The organism is Mesorhizobium sp. M0037 (assembly GCF_040323635.1).
In the GTDB taxonomy this organism is placed as follows: Bacteria; Pseudomonadota; Alphaproteobacteria; order Rhizobiales; family Rhizobiaceae; genus Mesorhizobium.
In genome coordinates this window covers 64,987-85,458 of sequence record NZ_JAMYVB010000004.1, presented here as the reverse complement: position 1 = coordinate 85,458, position 20,472 = coordinate 64,987, and the positions used below count along the sequence as shown (strand labels likewise).

At 62.9% G+C, this 20,472-nt stretch carries 17 protein-coding genes and 2 pseudogenes; 15 read left to right on the top strand and 4 right to left on the bottom strand.

Annotation, left to right across the window (positions count from 1 at the left end; genetic code table 11):
* The first annotated feature begins 118 nt into the window (after nt 1-118).
* From NKJ78_RS08940 to NKJ78_RS08915, 6 genes and pseudogenes are all read left to right on the top strand, one after another.
* Nucleotides 119-1,287, top strand: a pseudogene (locus NKJ78_RS08940) (acyl-CoA dehydrogenase family protein).
* A gap of 31 nt (nt 1,288-1,318) precedes the next feature.
* Entirely contained in the window at nt 1,319-2,527 is a 1,209-nt protein-coding gene (locus NKJ78_RS08935; protein WP_352562419.1) for an acetyl-CoA C-acetyltransferase, read from the top strand.
* 23 nt (nt 2,528-2,550) lie between these two features.
* Nucleotides 2,551-4,770, top strand: a complete 2,220-nt coding sequence (locus NKJ78_RS08930; RefSeq protein WP_352459180.1) for a 3-hydroxyacyl-CoA dehydrogenase NAD-binding domain-containing protein — start codon at nt 2,551-2,553, stop codon at nt 4,768-4,770.
* A 38-nt stretch (nt 4,771-4,808) separates the two neighbouring features.
* A pseudogene (locus NKJ78_RS30800) lies at nt 4,809-4,939 on the top strand (thioesterase family protein); the annotation flags it as partial.
* A gap of 305 nt (nt 4,940-5,244) precedes the next feature.
* Nucleotides 5,245-5,895, top strand: a complete 651-nt coding sequence (locus tag NKJ78_RS08920; RefSeq protein ID WP_352459178.1) for a S24 family peptidase — start codon at nt 5,245-5,247, stop codon at nt 5,893-5,895.
* A gap of 8 nt (nt 5,896-5,903) precedes the next feature.
* Entirely contained in the window at nt 5,904-6,776 is an 873-nt protein-coding gene (locus tag NKJ78_RS08915) for a thermonuclease family protein (RefSeq protein ID WP_352459177.1), read from the top strand.
* On the opposite strand, the gene NKJ78_RS08910 is transcribed toward NKJ78_RS08915, so the two are convergent.
* Nucleotides 6,739-8,388 (bottom strand): lysine--tRNA ligase, encoded by a 1,650-nt coding sequence (locus tag NKJ78_RS08910; RefSeq protein WP_352459176.1) that lies wholly within the window; start codon nt 8,386-8,388, stop codon nt 6,739-6,741. The two genes, NKJ78_RS08915 and NKJ78_RS08910, sit on opposite strands and share 38 nt — an antisense overlap.
* Before the next feature lie 156 nt (nt 8,389-8,544).
* On the opposite strand from NKJ78_RS08910, the gene NKJ78_RS08905 reads away from it, so the two are divergent.
* Nucleotides 8,545-8,958: a tellurite resistance TerB family protein gene (locus NKJ78_RS08905; protein WP_023688697.1), complete on the top strand. Its 414-nt coding sequence runs from the start codon at nt 8,545-8,547 to the stop codon at nt 8,956-8,958.
* Nucleotides 8,959-9,017: 59 nt separating this feature from the next.
* Here the strand turns inward: NKJ78_RS08905 and NKJ78_RS08900 are convergent, their stop codons facing one another.
* A complete protein-coding gene (locus tag NKJ78_RS08900; protein ID WP_050586840.1) occupies nt 9,018-9,833 on the bottom strand; it encodes an ABC transporter substrate-binding protein in 816 nt (271 codons plus the stop codon).
* Nucleotides 9,834-10,129: 296 nt separating this feature from the next.
* On the opposite strand from NKJ78_RS08900, the gene NKJ78_RS08895 reads away from it, so the two are divergent.
* Both NKJ78_RS08895 and NKJ78_RS08890 read left to right on the top strand, forming a co-directional pair.
* Entirely contained in the window at nt 10,130-10,861 is a 732-nt protein-coding gene (locus NKJ78_RS08895; RefSeq protein WP_023669621.1) for a helix-turn-helix transcriptional regulator, read from the top strand.
* 275 nt (nt 10,862-11,136) lie between these two features.
* Nucleotides 11,137-11,775 (top strand): acyl-homoserine-lactone synthase, encoded by a 639-nt coding sequence (locus NKJ78_RS08890; RefSeq protein ID WP_023692538.1) that lies wholly within the window; start codon nt 11,137-11,139, stop codon nt 11,773-11,775.
* Between the two features lie 199 nt (nt 11,776-11,974).
* Here NKJ78_RS08890 and ppk2 read toward each other — a convergent pair whose 3' ends face one another.
* Nucleotides 11,975-12,880: a polyphosphate kinase 2 gene (gene ppk2, locus NKJ78_RS08885; protein ID WP_023738211.1), complete on the bottom strand. Its 906-nt coding sequence runs from the start codon at nt 12,878-12,880 to the stop codon at nt 11,975-11,977.
* 102 nt (nt 12,881-12,982) lie between these two features.
* Between ppk2 and NKJ78_RS08880 the strand changes: the two genes are divergently transcribed.
* From NKJ78_RS08880 to NKJ78_RS08870, 3 genes are all read left to right on the top strand, one after another.
* On the top strand, nt 12,983-14,248 hold the full coding sequence (locus tag NKJ78_RS08880; protein WP_352459175.1) for an ATP-binding protein: 1,266 nt from the start codon (nt 12,983-12,985) through the stop codon (nt 14,246-14,248).
* Between the two features lie 115 nt (nt 14,249-14,363).
* A complete protein-coding gene (gene phoU / locus NKJ78_RS08875) occupies nt 14,364-15,086 on the top strand; it encodes a phosphate signaling complex protein PhoU (protein WP_023692535.1) in 723 nt (240 codons plus the stop codon).
* 95 nt (nt 15,087-15,181) lie between these two features.
* A complete protein-coding gene (locus NKJ78_RS08870) occupies nt 15,182-16,189 on the top strand; it encodes a magnesium and cobalt transport protein CorA (protein ID WP_023669626.1) in 1,008 nt (335 codons plus the stop codon).
* 97 nt (nt 16,190-16,286) lie between these two features.
* Here the strand turns inward: NKJ78_RS08870 and NKJ78_RS08865 are convergent, their stop codons facing one another.
* The gene (locus NKJ78_RS08865) at nt 16,287-16,805 is read right to left on the bottom strand and encodes a GcrA family cell cycle regulator (protein WP_023669627.1); all 519 of its coding nucleotides are present in this window, start codon (nt 16,803-16,805) and stop codon (nt 16,287-16,289) included.
* Nucleotides 16,806-17,163: 358 nt separating this feature from the next.
* On the opposite strand from NKJ78_RS08865, the gene NKJ78_RS08860 reads away from it, so the two are divergent.
* The 3 genes from NKJ78_RS08860 (at nt 17,164) to NKJ78_RS08850 (ending at nt 20,433) form a co-directional block, all read left to right on the top strand.
* Complete coding sequence (locus NKJ78_RS08860; protein ID WP_023738213.1) at nt 17,164-18,363, top strand: aspartate aminotransferase family protein; 1,200 nt, start codon at nt 17,164-17,166, stop codon at nt 18,361-18,363.
* An 18-nt stretch (nt 18,364-18,381) separates the two neighbouring features.
* Nucleotides 18,382-19,308, top strand: coding sequence for an ornithine carbamoyltransferase (argF, locus tag NKJ78_RS08855; RefSeq protein ID WP_023738214.1), 927 nt, complete (start codon nt 18,382-18,384; stop codon nt 19,306-19,308).
* 93 nt (nt 19,309-19,401) lie between these two features.
* Nucleotides 19,402-20,433 carry an Hsp33 family molecular chaperone gene (locus NKJ78_RS08850; protein WP_031202777.1) on the top strand — a complete coding sequence of 344 codons (1,032 nt, stop codon included), beginning with the start codon at nt 19,402-19,404 and terminating at the stop codon, nt 20,431-20,433.
* Nucleotides 20,434-20,472: the final 39 nt, after the last annotated feature.

The window sequence follows — 20,472 nt, the reverse complement described above, 5'->3', positions numbered from 1 at the left end:
CCCAAACCCGCGTCAATTCCGAAGATAAGGTCGAGCACGTCATCGGCGACCCCACCCGACCGCTTCGCGGCCACCCTCCCCTCGAGGGGGAGGGGGACGTTGGCGCGGGAGAAACGGCATGACAAATCCAGCCGAAGTGCTCTCCTTGCCGAAGCCCGCCTGGGCGGCGGACGAGGTCGGCATGCTCTACGACATGGCGCACCGCTTCATGTCGGAAGAGATCGCGCCGCGCTACGACGAGTTCGAGAAGAACGAGATGGTCGACCGCGAGAGCTGGCGCAAGGCGGGTGCCGCCGGCCTGCTCTGCGCCTCTATGCCGGAGGAATATGGCGGCTCCGGCGGCACCTTCGCGCATGAGAGCGCCATCATCGAGGCGATCGGCCATGTCGGCGTCGACGGTTTCGGCATCGGTCTCCACAACGCGATCGTTGCTCCTTACATCCTTCACTACGGCTCGGAAGAGCAGAAGAAGAAATGGCTGCCGAAACTGGCGACCGGCGAACTGATCGGCGCCATCGCCATGACCGAGCCGGGCGCCGGCTCCGACCTGCAAGGCGTCAAGACGCGCGCCGAGAAGGACGGCAACCAGTACAAGATCAACGGTTCGAAAACCTTCATCACCAATGGCCAACTGGCCAATTTCATCATCGTCGTCACCAAGACCGATCCGGCCAAAGGCGCCAAGGGCACCTCGCTGATCGTCGTCGAGGCCGACGAGGCCGAAGGCTTCGAACGCGGACGCAACCTCGACAAGATCGGCCTGAAGGCCAACGACACGTCGGAGCTGTTCTTCAATGATCTGCGCGTGCCGACCTCGAACCTGCTTGGCCACGAAGAGGGACAGGGCTTCATACAGCTGATGCAGCAATTGCCGCAGGAGCGCCTGCAGATCGGCACCGGCGCGATCGCCATGATCGAACGCGCCCTGGCGCTGACCATCGACTACGTCAAGGGTCGCAAGGCCTTCGGCAAAGCGATCATCGAGTTCCAGAACACCCAGTTCAAGCTCGCCGAACTGAAGACCGAGGCCACCATCGGCCGCGTCTTCTACAATGATTGCGTCACCCGCCACATCAATGGCGGGCTGGATCCGGTGACGGCGTCGATGGCGAAATACTGGCTCTCGGACCTGCAGGGAAAAGTCGTCGACGAATGCCTTCAATTGCATGGCGGCTATGGCTACATGAATGAATATCCGATCGCCCGCATGTTCCGCGACGCCCGCGTCCAGCGCATCTACGGCGGCACCAACGAGATCATGAAATGCTGATCGGCCGCTCTCTCTGAGAGCGACGTCGGCAAAGCAAGGAGCAAGCAAATGGCTGAAGCTTATGTCTATGACGCCGTGCGCACACCGCGCGGCAAGGGCAAGAAGGATGGCTCGCTGCACGAGGTGCCGGCGGTGCGGCTTGCGGCCAGGACGCTTGAAGCGTTGCGCGACCGCAACGGCCTCGACACTGCAAACGTCGACGACATCATCTTCGGCTGCGTCGATCCGGTCGGCGAAGCCGGCTCCGTCATTCCGCGTGCCGCCGCCTTCGAGGCCGGCTACGATAACAAGGCGCCGGGCATGCAGATCTCGCGCTTCTGCGCCTCAGGCCTCGACGCCATCAATTTCGGCGCCGCCAAGATCGCTCAAGGCGCCGACGAGATCGTCATTGCAGGCGGCGTGGAATCGATGTCGCGCGTCGGCATGGGCGCCTCGGGCGGCGCGTGGTTCATGGACCCGTCCGTCGGCCTGCCCGGCTGGTTCGTGCCGCAAGGCATTTCGGCCGACCTGATCGCCACCAAATACGGTTTTTCGCGCGACGACGTCGATGCCTATGCGGTCGAGAGCCAGAAGCGTGCGGGCAAGGCCTGGGCCGATGGCCGTTTCAAGAACTCCGTCATACCGATCAAGGACCAGAACGGCCTCACCATCCTCGATCATGACGAGCATATGCGGCCGTCGACCGACATGCAGTCGCTGGCCTCGCTCAACCCGTCCTTCGTCATGCCTGGTGAAATGGGCGGCTTCGACGCGGTCGCCGTGCAGAAGCACCCTGAGGTGGAAGAGCTCAACCACGTCCACCATGCCGGCAACTCGTCCGGCATCGTCGATGGCGCGGCCGCCGTACTGCTCGGCTCGAAGAAGGCCGGCAAGACGATGGGCCTGAAGCCACGCGCCCGCATCCGCGCCTTTGCCAACATCGGCTCCGAGCCGGTGCTGATGCTTACCGGTCCGGTCGACGTCACCGAGAAGCTTCTGAAGCGCGCCAAGATGAAGCTGTCGGATATCGACCTGTTCGAGCTTAACGAGGCCTTCGCCTCGGTGGTGCTGCGCTACATGCAGGCATTCGAAATCCCGCACGACAAGATCAACGTCAATGGCGGCGCCATCGCCATGGGCCATCCGCTCGGTGCCACCGGCGCGATGATCCTGGGCACGGTGCTGGACGAGCTCGAGCGCCGCGATTTGAACACCGCTCTGGTGACGCTCTGCATCGGCGCCGGCATGGGCACCGCAACGATTATCGAACGCGTCTGATTTTCGGCCGGAAGGAGAGAGACATGACTTATACAAACTTCACGGTCGACACGGACGCAGACGGCATCGCGATGGTCACCTGGAACATGCCGGACCGCTCGATGAACGTCTTCACCGAAGAGGTGATGAACGAGTTCGACAAGATCATCGACCAGGTGGTGGCCGACGCCGCCATCAAGGGCGCGGTGATCACCTCGGGAAAGGACAGCTTCTCCGGCGGCGCCGACCTGACCATGCTGCAGAAGATGCTGGCCGTATTTGCCAAGGAGAAGACCAAGGACCCGGAGAAGGCGGCACAGCTCCTGTTCGACAATGCCGGCCGCATGGGTGGCTTGTGGCGCAAGCTCGAAACGTCGGGCAAACCTTGGGTCTCGGCGATCAACGGTACCTGCATGGGCGGCGCGTTCGAGCTGTCGCTGGCCTGTCATGGCCGCGTTGCCGCTGACTCCGAAAAGGTCAAGATGGCCTTGCCGGAAGTCAAGGTCGGCATCTTCCCCGGCGCCGGTGGCACCCAACGCGTGCCGCGCCTGACCGACCAGCAGCAGGCGTTGCAGATGCTGACCACCGGCCAGACGCTGTCGCCGCAGAAAGCCAAGGCGATGGGGCTGATCCACGAGATCGCCGAACCCGGCAAGCTGATCGAGACCGCCAAAGCGATGATCAGGAACGGCCTGAAAGCCGTCCAGCCCTGGGACGAAAAGGGTTTCAAGCTGCCTGGCGGCCAAATCTATACGCCGGCCGGCTTCAATCTGTGGCCGCCGGCCATCGCCATCCTGCGCCGCGAGACCTACGGCAATTATCCGGCCGCCGCGGCGATCCTGAAATGCGTCTATGAAGGCCTGCTGGTGCCGTTCGACACCGGTCTGCGGATCGAACAGCGCTATTTCACCGAAATCATGCAGTCGAAGGAAGCAGCAGCGATGATCCGCTCGCTGTTCGTGTCGCTGCAGGAGCTCAACAAGGGCGCCCGCCGTCCGGCCGGCGTGCCGGAGACCAAGTTCAAGAAGATCGGTATTCTCGGCGCCGGCTTCATGGGTGCCGGCATCGCCTTTGTCACCGCCAAGGCCGGCATCCCGGTCGTCCTGCTCGACCGCGACATGGCGTCGGCCGAAAAGGGCAAGGCGCATTCCGACAGCCTGATCTCCGATCAGGTCAAGAAGGGCCGCGCCAAACCCGAGGAGAAGGACAGACTTCTGTCGCTGATCACGCCGACGGCCGACTATGCCGATCTCGCCGGCTGCGATCTGGTGGTCGAGGCGGTGTTCGAGGATTCGGCCGTCAAGAAGGCTGCCACCGAGCAGGCCGAAGCCGTGCTGAAATCGTCAGCGGTCTTCGCCTCCAACACCTCGACCATCCCGATCACTGCACTGGCCAAGAATTCGGCGCGGCCGAAGAATTTCGTCGGCATCCACTTCTTCTCGCCGGTCGACAAGATGATGCTGGTCGAGATCATTCTGGGCAAGAAGACCGGCGACAAGGCGCTGGCCACCGCGATCGATTTCGTGCGCGCCATCAAGAAGACGCCGATCGTCGTCAACGACACGCGCGGCTTCTACGTCAACCGCTGCGTGCTGCGCTACATGTCGGAAGCCTACAAGATGCTCATCGAAGGCGTTCCGGCGCCGATGATCGAGAACGCCGCCAAGGCCGCCGGCATGCCGGTCGGCCCGCTGGCGCTGACCGACGAGACGGCGATCGACCTTGCCCAGAAGATCATGAAGCAGACCATCAGGGATATCGGAGACAAGTCTGTCGACCCCAGGCAGATGGCGCTGATCAACACGCTGGTCGACACCCATGGCCGCTTCGGCCGCAAGAACGGGAAGGGTTTTTACGACTATCCGGCCAAGCCTGCCAAGAAGAAGCTGTGGCCGGGCCTGAAGGATCTCTATCCGCAGCTGGAGGCCGAGCAGGTCGACTATGAGGAGCTGCAGCAGCGCCTGCTGGTAACCATTGCGCTGGAAGCGGCCCGGGTGATGGAGGAAGGCATCGTCACCGATCCGCGCGAGGCCGATGTCGGCTCGATCCTCGCCTTTGGTTTCGCGCCATTCACCGGCGGCGCGCTGTCCTATATCGACGGCATCGGCGCCAGGGAGTTCGTCAGAATAGCCAAGGGCCTGCAGAAGAAATACGGCGCCGAGTTCAAGGCGCCAAAGTTGCTGCTCGACCTGGCCGAGAAGGGCGAGACCTTCTACGAGCGCTTCGATCCCTATGCGAAAGGCGAGGTGAAGAAGGCCGCTTGAGCTAGCGCCCCATGTACGTCTGAGGGCGCCTTGCGTGCATGATGGCCACGGCAAGGCGCCGTGGCCCTTACGCGGTCGGCAGCGAAAGTCGGCTGGCTTTTCACTGCCTGCCGACATCGACTTCAACCTCCATCTCAACAACGCCCGCTACATGATGCTCGCCGACCTCGCGCATGACCCCGAAAATCGGAATCGATTTTCGGAAAGGATCATGCGCCAAATCAAATGCTACTGCGTCCTTGGCGCGTCCGATAGGACGCTTGCCCGCTCCGTTCAACCGCGGCCGCCGACCGAGGCCGAGCGAGTTTGCATGACCTCCCACCAGGGATGCGCAGCCTGCCCAAGGCAGTTTGAGGCATCCATGACGACGTCGCCGCACGCAGCTTTTTGAGAGATCGGGCCGCGCGCCGGTGGACAATCGGATGACCGCGCGTTAGAAGGAAAGGTATTTTTTCCTGTTTTGAGGAGAGCGAATTGCTCTCGCATGACCGAGTTTGGGCCGCCATCGACGCTCTCGCCGAGCGCTATTCGTTGTCGGCCTCCGGCCTGGCCCGGCGAGCCGGTCTGGACTCCACCGCTTTCAACAAGTCGAAGCGGCTGTCCTCGGATGGGCGGCCGCGCTGGCCCTCGACCGAATCGCTGGCCAAGATCATCGAGGCGACAGGCGCTTCGCTCGACGAATTCACCGGGCTGGTCGAAGGCCGCGCCAAGACAGCTTCGGGCCCGTTAGCCTCGCAGCGTTCGGCGGTGCCGCTGCTCGGCTTTGCCCAGGCCGGCGCCGGCGGCTTCTTTGACGATTCCGGCTATCCCTCAGGCCAGGGCTGGGACCTTGTCGAGCTTCCGGCACGGGCGACCGAAACCTCCTATGCGTTGAAGGTGCAGGGCGATTCCATGCTGCCGCTCTACCGCAATGGCGATGTGCTGATCGTCGAGCCGGGCGCCGCTACCCGCAAGGGCGACCGCGTCGTCGTCAAGACCAATGCCGGCGAAGTCATGGCCAAGGTGCTCGACCGCCAGACGACGAAATCGATCGTGCTGATTTCGCTCAACCCCGACCACCCGGACCGCGACATCGCGATGCGCGATGTCGAATGGGTGGCGCGGATCGTCTGGGCAAGCCAGTAGGTCTCGCGGTGCGTCTGCTTCAAATCCTCATAGCCCTCCTGCCGATCCCGGTGATGGTCGCCATTGTCGTCGCCGGCGGTCGCGCGCTGCATCGCGACGGCCCCGCCATTACTGTCGACCAGATCGACCCGGACACCGAGGCCGTGCCCGAGGAGCCGGCGACGTCGGCGATCCCCGAGGTCCAGCCCGTCAAGCCTCCGGCGCACTCGCCTCCGGTGCATTCGAGGGCGATCGATCCCGAGGCCATCGCTCCGCCGCCGCTGCCGGCAGAAGAACTTGAACGGGTTGAGCCACGCGCGCCGCTGAGCGACCTGGCGCTGGCCGGACCGCCCAAGCCGCGTGGGCGCAGAGCGGTCGACGACTGGGGAGGAACAAAACTGTTCCAGCCGGTCGCGGCCGCCGCCGGCCTGATCGAAGCCAATGGTTATTCCGTGACGGTCTCCGGCATCGACATCGTCAGGCAAGACGAGACCTGCACCGAGGGCGGCAAGTCCTGGGCTTGCGGTATCAGGGCGCGCACCGCGTTCCGGTCTTTCCTGCGCGGCCGGGCCGTTGCCTGCAAGGTGCCGCCGGAGGCCGACCGTGTGCTGATCGCCGCCGAATGCCGCATCGGCAAGCTGGATGTCGGCCAGTGGCTGGTCGAAAACGGCTGGGCACGCGCCACGGCAGGCGGCCCCTATGTCGAAGCGGGCGACAAGGCGCGCGCCGCCAAGAAGGGCATCTTTGGCGCCGCGCCCGATCTTGGCGGCCTGCCACCGGCGCCAACGCCTGTTGCGGCACCGACGGCGTCGCAACCGATCCTCGATGCCCCGGCGATAGACACGCCGCCGGCCGGGACGGAAATTACGCCGCCAGCTGACCAGCCAGCGCCCGCTCAATGAGCGCGCGGGTTTCGGCGATGCCGTAGAGGGCTGCGAACGAACCGAAGCGCGGTCCGCGTTCCTGGCCGATCAGCACCTGGTAGATCATCTGGAAGAAAGCGCCCGAGACACCAGGGCCGCCGTCCGGGCTCTTCTTCGAATGGTCCTGATAGCGTTCGATCTTGCGCGCCACGTTGAGCGAAGCGTTCTGGATCGCTTCGCCGTCGGCGCCGGCCGGCAGGCCAGCAAGCGCGTTGCCAAGCGCTTCCAGCGCCACGCGTTCCACATCGTCGGCCGGCCGGAAGGTCTTCGTCGGCTTCACGAAATCGTCGAAGTAGCGGATGGCGAAACCGACCAGCTGGTCGAGTTCGGGATGCGTCGCCGGCGTCACGCCAGATGCATGGCGCGAGATGAAGCCCCACAGCACATCCTTGTTTTGCGCGTTGGAGGCGCTGACCAGGTTGAGCAGCAGCGAGAACGGCACCGGCATGTCGATGGAAGGCGGCTTGCCGTCATGCATGTGCCAGACCGGATTGCCCAGCCGCTCCTTCCAGTCCTGGCGCGGATAGGCGTTGAGGAAGGTGTAGTACTCGTCGACGGCGCGTGGGATGACGTCGAAATAGAGCTTTTTCGCCTGCCTTGGCCGCTGATACATATAGAGGCCGAGGCTTTCGGTCGGCGCGTAGCGCAGCCATTCGTCGATGGTCAGCCCGTTGCCCTTCGACTTCGAGATCTTCTGGCCGTTCTCGTCCAGGAACAGTTCGTAGACGAAATGCTCGGGCGCGCGCCCGCCGAGAATGTTGCAGATGCGGTCGTAGATCACCGCATTGGTCTGGTGGTCCTTGCCGAACATTTCAAAATCGACGCCGAGCGCTGCCCAGCGCATGCCGAAATCCGGCTTCCACTGCAGCTTGACCTTGCCGCCGGTCACCGAAAGCGTGGTCTCGGTGCCTTCATCGTCGAAGGTGATGGTGCCGGCCTTGGTGTCGACATGCTTCATCGGCACGTAGAGCACGCGCCCGCTCTTCGGCGAGATAGGCAGGAACGGGCTGTAGGTCGCCTGGCGCTCGGGTCCCAGTGTCGGCAGCATCACCGCCATGATCTGGTCGTAGCGCTCGGCTGCGCGCACAAGCATCGCATCGAAGCGGCCGGCCTTGTAGTACTGCGTCGCGCTGGCGAATTCGTAGTCGAAGCCGAACGTGTCGAGGAAGCGGCACAACATCGCGTTGTTGTGGTCGCCAAAGCTCGGATAGTCGCCGCCGAACGGATTGGGCACCGCCGACAGCGGCATATGCAGATAGGGCTCGAGGGCTGCGCGATCCGGCACATTGTCGGGGATTTTGCGCATGCCGTCCATGTCGTCGGAGAAGCAGAGCAGCTTGGTCTTGACCTTGTTCCCGGTCAGCACGTGAAAGGCATGGCGCACCATCGAGGTGCGCGCGACCTCGCCGAACGTGCCGATATGCGGCAGGCCCGACGGGCCGTAGCCGGTCTCGAACAGGACGATCTCCGGGAAGTCGCCGTCCTTGTAGCGCTCGATGATCTTTTTGGCTTCCTCGAACGGCCAGGCCTTGCTTTCGGCGGCTGCCGCAAGCATTTCGGGGTTGAGATCGGCGATGTTTGATCCCGTCATGTCAAAGTTCCAGTCATGGCCGGCTTTCGCGGCTGGTAAGATTTTTCAACCGGGTCTCTAGGCGCGACAGGGCGGAGCGTCAACGATATCAGGCGTTTTCGTTGCGACGGCGCCGTGGCGTCCCTACCTTCGACCCTCACTATCAAGGAGTTTTGAATGCCGTTGCCGTCCACCCATGAAGCCCTGATCTACCTGATGGTCATCACCTCGGCTTCCGATCGCGACATGACCGATATCGAACTGGCGCGCATCGGCGACGTCGTCCGCAGCTGGCCGGTGTTCGAGGATTTCAAGCAGGACAGGCTGATCGCCATTGCGCAGGACTGCCAGAAGATGCTGCATGAAAAGGATGGGTTGGAAGGCGTGCTCGAGCGTGTCGCCGAGACTTTGCCCGAACGGCTGCACGACACCGCCTATGCCGCGGCCTTCGAGGTTGCCGCCGTCGATCTAGAAATGCGCATGGAGGAATTGCGGGTGCTGCAGTTGATCCGGCGTGAGCTCGATCTCGACACGCTGACCGCCGCAGCCATCGCGCGCGGGGCGAAGGCCCGCCTGCGCACGCTGACCTGATCCAGCCCCTAGAGGAAGCTGACCGGGACCGGATCAGAAAAAGCTGACCGGGAACCGGATCAGAAGAAACTGACCGGGAAATAGCGCAGGTAGAATTCGGCGAAGGTGCCTTTCACCGATATCTCCTGCAGCGCGTAGTCCATGGCTGCGGCCAGCGCTGGGTCGCTGGCCCGGGTGGCAATGGTCATGCCGGACCCCAGATATTCCGGCGCCAGGTAGGGTCCACCGGCGAAGCGGCAGCAACCGGCGGCGTCCGTGCCGCCCAGCCAGAAGGAAAAGCGCATGCCGTCGCCGAAGGCGGCATCGATCTTGGCGCTCTTCAAGTCGCTGTAGAGGTCTTCCGGCCGTTGAAAGCGGATGATCTGCACGGTGCCGAAATAATCGCGCAGCATCTTTTCATGCGCCGAGCCGGCCAGCACGCCGACCCGCTTCGAGCGCAATTTGTCGAGGATCGGCTCGGCGAAGGCCTTGGTCTTCGGCATGATGAAGCGCGCCGGAAACTGTAGATAGGAGCGCGAAAAGCTGTACTTCGCCCGCGTCTCCGGCGTTGCGGCGATGCCGGCGATGATCGCCTCGCCTTCGCCCTTCTGCAACGCGTCGTCGAGTTCGGCCCAGGGCAGCGCCTGGATCTGGCATTTGTCGGCGATGTCGAGTTCGGCGCAAATCGCCCGCGCCAGGTCGATGTGGAAGCCGGACAGTCGGCCCGTGCCGTCGAGAAAATTGAAGGGCGGGAAATCGGTTGTGGTGAGGAACCTGAGCCTCGGCAGCGCCGCAAGGTCCGGCTTCGGCAGCCGCTCCTTGGCATCCCAAAGCACCGGCACCTGCGGTTCCGCTGCCCGCACAGCGCCGGCAAACGGCTGCACTCCGATCAGCATCGACAGCAAGGCGATGGTTATCCAGCGTGATGTCACAAAAAACTCCGCCCGTCTTGGCCGTTGGCTTGTGATACGAAAACGGCGCAGGCACAATTGTTTTTGATTTCAAAGGGCAAATTTCGGGTTATGCTTTGGCGAGGTTGCAAATAGCCGCACAGAGTCGGCCCGGGGTTGGCGGTCGCTGGCGTTAGAAAAGCTAAGGATGTGGCTTTGCAATCCGGGGTTGATGGCTAAGTGCGGGGCAGGCACGTAGCATCGGTCTCAAGAGCGGTAGGCAACATGGGGTAGATGTTGCGATGGGTTATTTTGACCGGACACTTGAATATATTGACCGGGTGCAGCGTGCCGACACGTCGGCTGCGGTGTGCGAGCAGCTACTTAGTGTCACCTCGAATTTCGGATTGACGGCCCTGATAGCCGCAACGGTGCCGCAGCCCGGTACACCAAGCAGCCAGACGAAGGACCATGTGCTGCTCTGCGATTGGCCTAGCGAATGGCTGGAGCGTTACTTATCGCGCAACTACGTCGACCACGATCCGGTCGTCAGCCATTTGAAGCAGTTTCGGGCGCCATTCCAATGGCGCGATGCCGTTCAAAGCATGCCCGCCGACAAGAGCAGCGCCGAGGTAATGCGCGACGCCCGCCAGTTCAAGCTGCGTGACGGCCTCGCCTTCCCGCTGATCACGCTCGAAGGCCAGATCGCGCTGGTCTCGCTGGGCGGTGAGGCGGTCGAACTGTCCGAAGCCGAATTCGCAATGGTCTCGCTGGCCTCCACCTATGCCATCGGCCGCGCCATGCAGCTTCAAACGACGGCCGGCAAATCTATCGATCACATTGAATTGACGCCGCGCGAGCGCGAATGCCTGCAATGGGCGGCGGTCGGAAAATCCGAGTGGGAGATTTCGCAGATCCTCGGCATCTCGGAGCATACCTCTGAGAAACACCTTCTCAACGCCAAGAGCAAACTAGGCGCCGCCAACCGTGTGCAGGCAGTCGCCGAAGCAGTCAGGCACGGCTATATCAGCTAGGCCGGTTCTGGCGGCCCGAAATTTATGGCCGCATTGTTGGCGTCATATCTTCAGAAAAGACCGGCCCCTGTCGTCCTCTTGAGACGGCTAATGCTTTCTTAACGCCAAAAGCAGACTCGGCGTCGCCAACAGGGTGCACGCCATCGCGGAGGCGTTTAGACGCAGCTATATTAGCCATGTCGGCTGTGGCAGCCTGGAAATCCTTGCCAACACCTTCGCGCAATTTTTTCGGGAAAGCCCGGCCGTATCTTCCTCTTAAGCCCAGGAGACGGCTAATGCTATTTTCCCTTACCACTCAACAACTGATGGAACGTCCCGACCTATGGGAGGCCGTCCATCGCCTGCGTTACAAGGTCTTCGTCGATGAGATGCGGTGGACCGATCTCGATCGCCCGGACGGCCTCGAAATCGATCAATTCGACCATGATGAGGCCGAACACCACCTGGTCATCCGCAATGGCGAGCTTGCAGGCTATCATCGGATGCTGCCGACCACACGGCCGCATCTCCTTAGCGATGTGATGCCGGAACTCTGCGAGGGAAAGCGCCCTTCGGGACCGAATGTCTGGGAGCTAACCCGTTACGCGGTGGCGCCAGGCTTTCGCGATGGCAAGCGCGGCGTGTCTACGGTCGGCACCGAACTGATCGCCGGCTTCGTCGAATGGGGCCTTGCTCGCAATGTCGATCAGGTCATTATCGAGGTCGAGCCGGTGTGGGTGCTGCGGACGCTGCAGTTGCACTTCCTGGCGACGCCGCTCGGTTACCAGCGCACCTATGGCAACCAGCAGGTCGTCGCCACACTGCTGACCTTCAACGAGCATACGCTGGATGTCGTGCGTTCGCGCCGCAACCATCACGCCCCGGTGTTGGTCAGGGGCACCCCCCACATGCTCGGCATGCGGCAGGCGTCGTGAGACTGTCTTCACCCGACGCGCTTTAATGCATGTCGCTCAAAGTGGCCCCGGTTTTGAGAGAACGACATGCATGAAACAAAGACCTAAAGCGCGTCGCGTGAATCCGTTCAAATGCGACGCGCTTTAGACAATGGCCACAGAGCCCACCTCCGTGTGGGGGTGGGCTCTGTAATTTCAGCCTCTGCATCGAGGCCAGTCTCTACTTCTCGAGAAACGACGGCCCGTCGCCGACGATCTTTTTGTCTTCCTTGCCGATGGCGTCGAGATCGCGCCCATCATAGGGCAGTGACAACAGGATGCGCCGCATGACGGCCAGCCGCGAGCGTCGCTTGTCATTGGCCCGCACGATGATCCAGGGCGCGAACTGTTTGTGCGTGCGCTCGACCATCTGGTCGCGCGCCTTGGTGTAGTCGTCCCATTTGGTAATGCCGGCAATATCGATCGGCGAGAACTTCCAGTTCTTCAGCGGAGACCAGCGGCGGTCGTGAAACCGTTCGAGCTGGGTTTCGCGGCCGATGTTGAGCCAGAATTTGAAGAAATAGATGCCGTCGTTGGAGATCATCCGCTCGAAATGCGGCGTCTCGTCGAGGAATTTTGCATGCTGTTCCGGTGTGCAGAAGCCCATCACCGGCTCGACGCCGCCGCGGTTGTACCAGGACCGGTCGAAGGTGACGAATTCGCCCGATGTCGGGAAATGGGCGACGTAGCGCTGGTAGTACCATTGCCCGACTTCGGTTGGGGTCGGCTTGGTCAGCGCCACATTGCGCGCGGTTCGAGGATTGAGATACTGGCGCAGCACCGAGATGGTGCCGCCCTTGCCGGCGGCATCGCGCCCCTCGAACAGCGACATCACTCTGCTGCCGGTCGCCTGCAGCCAGGCCTGCGCCTTGACCAGTTCGATCTGCAGCCGCTCCAGCGTCTCGTCATACTCCTCGCTCTTCATTTTCTTGTCGTAGGGGTAGTCGCCTGCGGTCAGTTTGTGGTCCTCGATCCAGCTGGGAAGCTCGGGGTTTTCGATGTCGAACTCCCGCTCCTTGCCGTCCACCTTGATCTTCAGCGGCCCCTTTGCCGGCTCTGCGGCGGGACTTTCCTTGGCTTTTTTCATCGAGACGAACCTTTCCAGCTTGCGGACTCATGCTATGGGGGGCCTCAAACCCGGTCCAGCGGAAGTTTCGGCGGGACCGGCGCAGAAGCACGGAAAGCACGAATGGCTGACACCGGCGCAGAGCGGACAACCACGGGGCAGGCCGTCGCCGGCCGGCTGTGGAACAGCCGATGGCTGCTTGCCGCCGGTGCGATCGCCATCATGGCCGTTTATGGGTTTGCCGGTATCTCTGCCTATGTCGTCCTGGCTGCGTTGACGGTGCTGCTGGCCGCCGCGCTTCTGCCAACCGGTGGCGCCAGCCGGTCTGCTGAGACCATTACCACGGTCGAGGCGAGCGGGCTGCAGCGGCTTTCCGGCGAATATCTTGCGGCTGCCGTTGCCGATCCGCTGATCATCTTCGACCGCACCGCCACCATCGTCCACGCCAATGCCGCCGCCTATGCCGCCTTTGGCGGCATCGCGCCCGGCCTGTCGCTGTCGCTGAAATTCCGCGCCCCGGAAATGCAGGCATTGCTGGACGGCGTACTGTCGGGAGCCGTCGCCTCCGATGCCGTCGACTACACCGAGAAGCTGCCGGTGGAACGCGCCTACCGGGTCAGCGCGTCCTCGGTCGGCCACGCCACCGATCTCTATGTGCTGGTATTCAAGGACCAGAGTGAGACGCGCCGCATCGACCGCATGCGCGCTGACTTCATAGCCAATGCCAGCCACGAGTTGCGCACCCCGCTTGCTTCGATCTCGGGCTTCATCGAGACGTTGCGCGGCCCGGCCCGCAACGATCCGGCGGCGCGCGAGCAGTTCCTGCAGATCATGCAGAACCAGACCGGCCGCATGGCGCGCCTCATCGACGATCTCCTGTCGCTGTCGAGGCTTGAAATGAAGCCTTACCTGAGGCCGGGAACCGAGGTCGATCTGCGCCAGACCATCGACAGCGTCATCGATTCACTAGGCCCGCTCGCCAGCGAGAACGGCGTCGTCATCGAACGCGACTACGCCGAGGGGCCGCTCGACGTGCCCGGAGACCGCGACGAACTGTTCCAGGTGTTCGAGAATCTCTTGGAAAACGCCTGCAAATACGGCCAGCCTGGCGGACGCGTCACGGTGTCGATCGCGCGGGGCGAGGCCGGCCCGGAACCGGGCATCGATGTCACCATCAGGGACTATGGCCCGGGCATCCCGGAAGAGCACATACCGCGCATTACCGAGCGCTTCTATCGCGTCGACGTGGAGAGCAGCCGCACCCAGAAAGGCACCGGTCTTGGCCTGTCCATCGTCAAGCATATTCTGACGCGCCACAACGCCCGGCTTTTGATCAAGTCGGAAGTTGGCAAGGGCGCGGCGTTCACGGTCCATTTGCCGGCAGGCTGAGGCGGTACTATCTGCTAACTGCCTGTTTCTTCTTTCTGTCATCCGGCTAGCGTATCAGCACAGGGTCGAGGAAAACGACTCAAAAGGCCAAAGATTTAAGGAAGGCATTTCGCCCATGCAGTCCGTACACATTGTCAGCGCCTATGACGAAGAGCTGAAATACCTGGCGAAGCGCATCGCTGCGATGGGCGGCCATGCCGAGCGCATGGTCGAGCAGGCGATCCAGGCGCTGGTCAATGCCGATCCCGGCCTCGCCCAGAAGGTCATTCGTGACGACATCGTGCTTGACGATGGCCAGCGCGAAATCGACGACAAAGCCATCGTCATCATCGCCAAGCGCCAGCCCATGGCGACGGATCTGCGCGAGATCGTCGGCGCCATCCGCATTTCGGCCGACCTCGAACGGGTCGGTGACCTCGCCAAGAACGTCGCCAAGCGTGTGGTCAGCGTCATTGACGGCCGCCAGCCGACCAGCCTGTTTCGCGGCCTCGAGGCGCTGGCCGAACTCGCTTTGACCCAGCTCAAGGAAGTGCTCGACGTCTATGCCTCGCGCTCGGTCGAGAAAATAGGCTTCGTTCGCGACCGCGACGACCAGATCGATGCCATGTACACCTCGCTGTTTCGCGAATTGCTGACCTACATGATGGAAGATCCGCGCAACATCACGCCGTGCACGCATCTGCTGTTTTGCGCCAAGAACATCGAGCGCATCGGCGACCACGCCACCAACATTGCCGAAACGATCTACTACATCGTCACCGGCGAGCAGTTGCCGGCCGAGCGTCCCAAGGGCGACAAGACCGACAAGGTTGCCCTGCCGGCGCTGCCGGTGAAGTGATCGCGCGCCCCTCGAACGCTTAATCATATTGCGCTAAACTGCCCGGATGTTAGCGTCTCGGTTCCTGGCCAAGGCCAGGCGCTCAGGAGGCTGCGATGGAATATGTCCGAGAGTTCAAGCCGGCGCCGGCATCGTCCGGCATCATCGCGTCGAGCGTCTACACCGCCGGCAAGCGCATCGCCGACATACCGATCGAGGAAGCCGGCGAATGGGCCAAGAAGTCGGGCCATGTCGTCTGGATCGGGCTGCTCGAACCCGACCGCGAGCTTCTGCTGCGCGTCAAGGCGCAATTTCATCTGCACGAACTGGCGATCGAAGACGCCGAACATCCGCACCAGCGGCCGAAGATCGAGCAATATGGCGATGCGCTGTTCATCGTTGCCCGCACTGCACAGCTGATCGACGGACGCGTCACCTTCGGCGAGACGCATCTGTTCGTCGGCTCAGGCTATATCGTCAGCGTCAGGCATGGTCCCTCGACCTCATACGCCGCCGTGCGCCAGCACTGGGAAAGCTGTCCGCACTCACTGGCCAAGGGCGAGGATTTCGTCCTCTACGCCATTCTCGACTTCATCGTCGACAACTACATGCCGGTGCTCGAGCAGATCGAGGACGAGGTCGAGGCGATCGAGGACAGGGTGCTGCTGAAGCCGATGACCGGTCCCGACATCGAGCGGCTCTACATGCTGCGCCGCGATCTGTTGCGCCTGCGCAATGCGGCGCTGCCGCTGGTCGAGGTCTGCCGCCGGCTGACCAGCGCCGACCTGCCGCAGATCCATACCGCCATGCATCCGCTGTTTCGCGATGTCACCGATCATATCCGCACCGTGCAGGAAAAGATCGACAGCCTGCGCGAGGTTCTGGCCTTCGCTTTCGAAGCCAGCCTGCTGGTCGGCCAGAGCCAGGAAACCGCGAACACCAAGAAGCTGGCCTCATGGGCCGCGATCCTGGCGGTGCCGACGGCGCTCGCCGGCATTTACGGCATGAATTTCGACGACATGCCGGAGCTGAAGATGCAATACGGCTATCCCGTCGTATTGGTCTCGATCGCGCTGATCTGCTCGTTTTTGTATTGGCGATTTCGGAAGAGTGGGTGGCTGTGATGGTAGGCAGTAGGCAGTAGGCAGTAGGCAGAATAAGGTAGCGCCTCACGAGCGCTACCCCATTCCCTACTGCCCAGTCCCCAATCCCTATTCCTAACTACCGGCTTCTGCGCCGCTCTGAAGCCGGCTGGAACGCCACCCTTGCGTGGTACTTGCAGTAAGGTCCGGTTTCGGCCGCCTCGTTGCCGCAGAAGTTGAAGTCTTCCGACAGCGGGTCGCCATTCGGCCATTTGCAGGTGCGCTCGGTGAGATCGGTGAGCTGCAGATGCCGCGAGATCGGCACGACGACGTTTTCGACCGGGCGGATGTAGTGGCGCGCCACTGGCTCGGCGTCGAACTGCGCCTGCAGCGCGTTCGCCCCGATCGACGTCGTGACATGGCGCTGCGTGGTTGCGGCGCGAGGCACCGATTTCTGGATCGAAGATCCCTGCGTTGTCTTCTTCTGACGCGCCGGCGTCGCGGTCGAGCGTCCGCGGCCCGACAGCTTCAGCCGGTGCACCTTGCCGATGACCGCGTTGCGGCTGACCCCGCCGAGTTGTGCGGCGATCTGGCTTGCGCTCAAGCCCTCCGACCACAGTTTCCTGAGAAGTTCGACCCGCTCGTCAGTCCAGTTCATGAGACCGCGCTCCTGCTAAGTGTGCGGCAGCCGGAATCCATTCCCGACCCGGCAATCTTTGCCGGGGCAGACACCACATATATTAGGTGATTAGGTCCGCCGCACGAAATCTAGTTACTTCCCGACTACAATTACCTCATGTGTTGACTCGGTGACAAGAGTCCCAGGTGCAACACGAATCGGTTTTTTAGGTTTTCCCCAACTTGCCCGGTCGCTTATGAGCCGGCGTCTCGTCGGGAGCTTGCCGCGCGCCTCTGCGCGACGTTTTCGTTGACTTCATGGCCGAAAAACACGATAAGCCGCAAAGGCCGCCGCTTTGGCGGCTTTTTTGATTTTTCCGGTACCGGAGACGCATATAATGAGCGGTTCGGCGCTTTACGAGACCTTTGCCCGCGCCCCTTTGGCCTTCGACCATGGCGAAGGCACCTGGCTGGTTACCGACAAGGGCGAGCGATATCTCGATTTCGCTGGCGGCATCGCGGTCAATTCGTTGGGCCACAGCCATCCGCATCTGGTCTCGGCGCTGACCGAACAGGCGGCCAAGCTCTGGCACGTCTCCAATCTCTACGAGATCCCGGGGCAGGCCCGGCTCGGCGAGCGGCTGGCTGACGCCACCTTCGCCGATAAGGTGTTCTTCACCAATTCCGGCGCCGAGGCGCTCGAATGCGCGATCAAGACGGCGCGGCGCTACCAGTTCGTCAAGGGCCATCCCGAGCGCTTCCGGGTCATTACCTTCGAAGGCGCCTTCCACGGCCGCACGCTGGCGACCATCGCCGCCGGCGGCCAGTACAAATATCTAGAAGGCTTCGGCCCCAAGGTCGAAGGCTTCGACCAGGTCGGCTTCGACGACATCGACGCCGCCGAGAAGGCGATCACACCAGAGACCGCCGCGATCCTGATCGAACCGGTACAGGGCGAGGGCGGCATCCGCCCGGTGCCGACGCAATCCTTGAAGCGGCTGCGGCAGCTCTGCGACCAGCATGGCCTGCTGCTGATCTTCGATGAGGTCCAGTGCGGTATCGGTCGCACCGGCAAGCTGTTCGCGCATGAATGGACCGGCGTGACGCCCGACATCATGGCGATTGCGAAGGGCATTGGCGGCGGCTTTCCGATGGGCGCGTGCCTCGCCACCGACGACGCTGCCGTCGGCATGACGGCAGGCGTGCATGGCACCACTTTCGGCGGCAATCCGCTGGCCATGGCAGTCGGCAACGCTGTGCTCGACGTCGTGCTGGAAGACGGCTTCCTCGAAGACGTCCAGCGCAAGGCATTGCTGATGAAGCAGGGCCTGGCGGCGGTCGCCGACGAATTTCCCGATGTCATCGAAGGCATCAGGGGCAGCGGCCTGATGCTTGGCCTGAAATGCGCCATGCCCAACACCAAGGTCAACATGGCGCTGCGCGACCAGCATCTGCTGGCGGTGCCGGCAGGCGACAACGTCATTCGTCTGCTGCCGCCGCTGACCGTCACCGACGCCGAGATCGGCGAAGCGCTCGATCGCATCCGCGCCGGCGCCAAGGGCCTGACCGACGCCATCGCCGCGGCCGCCGCGAAGTAATCCCGAGAACCATTCCCGATGAGCCTTCGCCATTTCACCGATCTTTCCGCCGTTTCCGAAGGCGATCTGCGCCTGATGCTGGACGATGCGGTGGTGCGCAAGGCGCGCCTCAAGGCCGGCGAACGGACCAAACCGCTCGAAGGCAAGGTGCTGGCCATGATCTTCGACAAGCCGTCGACGCGCACGCGCGTGTCCTTCGACGTCGGCATGCGACAGCTCGGCGGCGAGACCATCATGCTGACCGGGACCGAAATGCAGCTCGGCCGCTCCGAGACCATCGCCGACACCGCCAAGGTGCTGTCGCGCTATGTCGACGCCATCATGATCCGCACCACGTCGCATGAGCGGCTGCTCGAGCTGACCGAGAATGCCACGATTCCGGTCATCAACGGGCTGACCGACGACACCCATCCCTGTCAGCTGATGGCCGACATCATGACCTTCGAGGAGCATCGCGGTCCGGTTGCCGGCAAGACCATCGCCTGGACCGGCGACGGCAACAACGTGCTGCATTCGCTGCTCGAAGCTTCGGCGCGGTTCCGCTTCAACCTGAACGTCGCAGTGCCGGAAGGCAGCGAGCCGGCGCAAAAGCATATCGACTGGTCGAAGACCAATGGCGGCAAGCTGCACTTCACCCGCTCGCCCGAAGAGGCCGTCGACCAAGCCGACTGCATCGTCACCGACTGCTGGGTGTCGATGGGCCAAGAACACCGCGCCCGCGGCCATAATGTCTTCTCGCCCTATCAGGTCAATGCGGCGCTGATGGCGAGGGCCAAGCCCGACGCCCTGTTCATGCACTGCCTGCCGGCGCATCGCGGCGAGGAAGTCACCGACGAGGTCATCGACGGTCCGCATTCGGTGGTCTTCGACGAAGCCGAGAACCGGCTCCACGCCCAGAAGGCGGTTTTGGCCTGGTGTCTGGGCGCTTGTTCTCCAGGCGCTTGATCTCCAAGCGCTTGATCCGGGGCGGCGCGATGCCTATTTGCGCCGCATCACGCAAATCAAGCGCGTTTGGACGCATGCACCCCTCCGGGCCGCATGGCCGCGCCCTGGAGCTTTGTAATGTTGGAAACGCATCAAGTGACTGAACATCACCCCAAACTCGGCGAGTTCGGCTATGCCGGCGACGATCATGTCGTGCCCTTCGAGGTCGGCCCGCTCGACGTGCGCGGCCGCACCGTGCAGCTCGGGCCGATGCTCGACGCCATCCTCAACCGTCATGACTATCCCGAGCCGGTCGCCCGCCTGCTGGCGGAAGCCTGTGTGCTGACGGTGCTGCTCGGCACTTCGCTCAAATTTGAAGGCAAGTTCATCCTGCAGACCCGCACCGACGGGCCTGTCGACATGCTGGTCGCGGATTTCTCCACGCCCTCGGCATTGCGCGCCTATGCGCGCTTCGATGCCGACCGGCTGGAGGCCCTGGTGGCCGCAGGCCAGACCTCGCAGCAGACGCTGCTGGGCAGCGGCGTTTTGGCGCTAACCATCGACCAGGGCGCGCACACGCAGCGCTATCAGGGCATCGTCCAGCTCGACGGCGAGACGCTGGAAGACGCCGCGCGCACCTATTTCCGCCAGTCGGAGCAGATCCCGACCGACCTCAGGCTGTCGGTGGCCAAGCTGCTGACGCCCGGCCCCGGCGGTGCGCGCGAGCAGTGGCGCGCCGGCGGTATCCTGGCGCAGTTCCTGCCGCAGTCGCCCGAGCGCATGCGCGTGCCCGACATTTCGGGAGGCGACGGCGATCCGCGCGACGTGATGAACGAGCCGGCCGACAATTCTTGGCGCGAGCTGGTGGCGCTGCTCGGCACCATCGAGCCGACCGAGCTGATCGACCCGACCATCGGCGCCGAGCGGCTGCTCTACAGGCTGTTCCACGAACATGGCGTGCGCGTCTTCGGCGGCGTGCCGGTCGCCGACCAGTGCTCCTGCTCAAGGGACAAGATACGCGGCATCCTCGAGGGGTTTTCCGCGCAGGAGATCAAGGACAGCACCGAAGATGGCGGCATCCACGTCGCCTGCGAGTTCTGCTCGAAGCAGTACGACTTCGACCCGGCGGAATTCGCAGCTCAGTGAAGTCTTTTCCTTCTCCCCGTTCACGGGGAGAAGGTGCCC